Below are 3,323 nucleotides of genomic sequence, written 5' to 3'. Positions count from 1 at the left end.
AATCCCGATGATTTTGTTCCTCTAAACATCCAGATCCAATCAGCCACCGAACAAACATGTTAACTTTTTGTTGTTATTTTAACAGACCGAATACGGATATGACTTACCTCGTTGTGTTTGAGTACCAAACGTTCGAACCGACAACAATGAGTTATAATTAACAGATTTACTACCAACAACATACCACAACCGAATAAATTAAACATATGAGTATATTGATCGAACTTATCCATGTTGGTTTTGTCCATTGCTATACCATAAGAAAATCTACATCATGGCTACAGATAGATCAAGTAAATACACAGAAATAGCCGATCTATCCTGATGAAGATTAGCCACTAATAACATGTTTATAAGTCTATCAAATAATCATGTACATCTTTGATGGTAAACGATTAAACATTAATTGTAGGATTAACACTACCAAATTGATAAATCCTTATGACCATTGTATCTCGTTAAATATTTTTTTACCATCTATTAACTCATACGTGGAACGGAGCATATGACCGTTTCTTTAAGTGGAATTAATAAATATTCTATACTACCACATACATACCATGAAATATACTACATGTACAATAAATTAAATAAACACAAACAACAACGTCCGAACGTTTTCTTGCTTCTAATGTTTAAAATTAATCACTTGATGTAACATTTTTTACCACATATGTCGAACACATTAAGCAACATGTGAGAATTGGTATCGATTTAGAGAACTTAGACTATTACCAACCTGTTGAATCAATCGATAATGGACTATTGAAAGAGTATCATCTAGATTGTTAAGATCAAACGTTGTGATATTGAATTTATATTTTATCTTCTTTTATATGCATTATGCATATCACTCATTACTGCGTAGCACTCGTTACGATTTGTTAAACGTCAATATCTTATATAATAAGTTAAATCATTAAGCATCCAAATGATCTCTTTTAAGATTCGTGTTTTGTTAAGTGTAAAAACATGTATCCATGTAATATCATTTTTAATAATTTCTATGATTCTGTACATATTAAACAAAAATGCAGCTCTTTCATCGAGATATTCGCTTTCCAAGAGTTCCTTCACCGGCCTTGTCAGATATATCCCACATTTTAAATTTATATCAACAGCAAGTGGATGTTTTGATGAAATAAATAGTCCTGGTAATAAACTACCCAATTTAAATATCGAACATCTTAGATTATTTCTTAAGAAGTTATCCATATGGTTAAAGATTTGAGTAATATGCATGGAACAACCGCTTTCCCTGTTTAACAACATGGTAAACAAGTCTTGGAATGATCCCGAACATAAAATATGGTTGTCAGGATAACCTGTACCAACATTAAAAACATTTTTCTTTCTTAGAAGTCTTCTAATTTTATATGGACCAACATCATCACTTCTTCTTTTATTGGTGGCATATTTATCACCACTGATTAAAAGCATGTTGTTCATGCCGAATTCATAGAACATTGAAGAGTCCGAAATCAACATACATCTCATCTGGATCAAAAGATTATGTAAAACAATCGAACAATTACATAAACGTCTGAGAACAACAAGCAAGAAAGTAATGGAATTAAGCCTGTTTTTGTTATCGGAACTACAAGTAATACTATTAAATTCTAATAACTTCGTTTGATTTGTATTCAGATCGGATTTTAACATCTTGCTTAGATTAGATATCTTTCTTGGCGGAAAACGTTCAACAGAGAACTTAACGTAGATAGAGTTTGCCGAAACAAAACTAACAGATGTTTGATTTATCAATCGTGCTGTTGATGTGTTTCGAACTTTACTTAATCTCATCATTATCCTGTAAAACCAACCATCAAATCTCTATCAATCACCATTACTACATCATTTGATTTCATGTTTCTATCTCGTTCTGTTGATAACTTCATCTACAACCTCCGAATATTTAATATTTCTACTACAAATCAAAGTTATAACATTTTGTAAAACATCGAAGAACAATACGTTTAACACATTGTGATACCGATAACCATTTGTTTCAAAACCAACAACCACCATGAATAAATTTAATATCGAACTGTTAAGCCTATCAAATATAACGTTACAGTGTTTGATCCTTCGGATGTTGTTAATTGACAACGAGTAGTTCATTATGTAATTAGATTTATTTACTCTTAATAAATTAGATCATTTCATCGGATGTTGTGTCGATGTTTCGGTGTTAACACAACCAATCAACCGTATTATGTTGTTTAGATTTAAACTATACTCCTTGCTAGGAGAACCACATGGAAAACCAGATCAACAGCTTCCATTACTATCCTCACGATTAGTCTCGTAATTAACAGCAAGAAATAATTCCGTTTGTTTCTTTCCTATCTTTTTTTAAAAGTATTAACTTCGGTCCGGAAACACCCATCTTTGTTGTTTATGAGTTCTGATCCGATATTATTTAAGATCTAATATTCACCTAACCTATTAACTCATACAAATTCCAAACATTTCCAAGATCTTATTCTACCAACAAAAACATTATCCAATCTTTTATGTAAGAAATATGTAATAAATGATAAGTATCTGAACCATGTTCATTTTTACGATGTACTTAAACATACGTTTTATTTTTCTCTTAATCACATAAACCATAGGTTTAAATAGTCATCTCAAACGAGTATTCACATCTTCCTAGAAGATACTTTAATTGTGAAACAAAATATCTGTCATAATGCAACGCTGAAGCAAAGAATACCACTGAAACATCTCGTTTGATTATCAGATGAAACAACATGATCAAATTCATTTCCTCCTCCGGAGGCACCAACAGGTACATTAATAAACTGGAGATATAGATTAAAACCAACGGTATATCATAACATTTTCGTTTATTCTTATTTTTATCAATCGAAGTTAATAGAATTCCATCTACACCATATTGAATTGATTTACATATATGTTCCAAGACATCAACTTCTGTTGATCTTAAATCACTATAACTGAATACCATCCAAGTACCATTGATTAGCTTACAACAAACTGATGAAACGATGTATTGACTTCCGAATCTTTCAACGCAGTTGATAACAGATCCCGAATTCATAATAGGAATTGAATTAATGACTACCATACACTCTCCAACCTTCAACGAACACGGATGTTTTATCAATTTACTACTCAAATATTACATCAAACACTTAGTATACTATTTCTGTCTAGCTTTAAACTTAGGAAATCTCTTATTAACTACAAACATCTTACCTTGTCTTTTTATTAACAGATTACAATTATTCCTTTTTATAAGTGATCTTAGGGATGTTTTTAATTTCATTTGATTAAACTTATGTTAACAATAATAA

5 protein-coding genes are annotated in these 3,323 nt (G+C 30.8%); all 5 read right to left on the bottom strand.

Translation table 4 applies throughout. The features are described 5' to 3' along the window. Positions 1-59: 59 nt before the first annotated feature. On the bottom strand, positions 60-233 hold the full coding sequence (locus MAGTDC_RS05065) for a hypothetical protein (protein ID WP_192573142.1): 174 nt from the start codon (positions 231-233) through the stop codon (positions 60-62). A 589-nt stretch (positions 234-822) separates the two neighbouring features. Further along, complete coding sequence (locus MAGTDC_RS03675; protein WP_192573220.1) at positions 823-1,803, bottom strand: methylenetetrahydrofolate reductase; 981 nt, start codon at positions 1,801-1,803, stop codon at positions 823-825. Positions 1,804-1,872: 69 nt separating this feature from the next. Further along, a complete protein-coding gene (locus MAGTDC_RS03670) occupies positions 1,873-2,208 on the bottom strand; it encodes a hypothetical protein (protein WP_146657092.1) in 336 nt (111 codons plus the stop codon). Positions 2,209-2,620: 412 nt separating this feature from the next. Next, positions 2,621-3,133, bottom strand: coding sequence for a HisA/HisF-related TIM barrel protein (locus MAGTDC_RS03665; protein ID WP_192573219.1), 513 nt, complete (start codon positions 3,131-3,133; stop codon positions 2,621-2,623). Positions 3,134-3,169: 36 nt separating this feature from the next. Then, a complete protein-coding gene (locus MAGTDC_RS03660) occupies positions 3,170-3,295 on the bottom strand; it encodes a ribosomal protein bL36 (RefSeq protein ID WP_146656674.1) in 126 nt (41 codons plus the stop codon). Positions 3,296-3,323 lie beyond the last annotated feature (28 nt).

Source organism: Candidatus Hodgkinia cicadicola (genome assembly GCF_002774925.1).
This window is presented reverse-complemented; position numbering and strand designations above follow the sequence as displayed.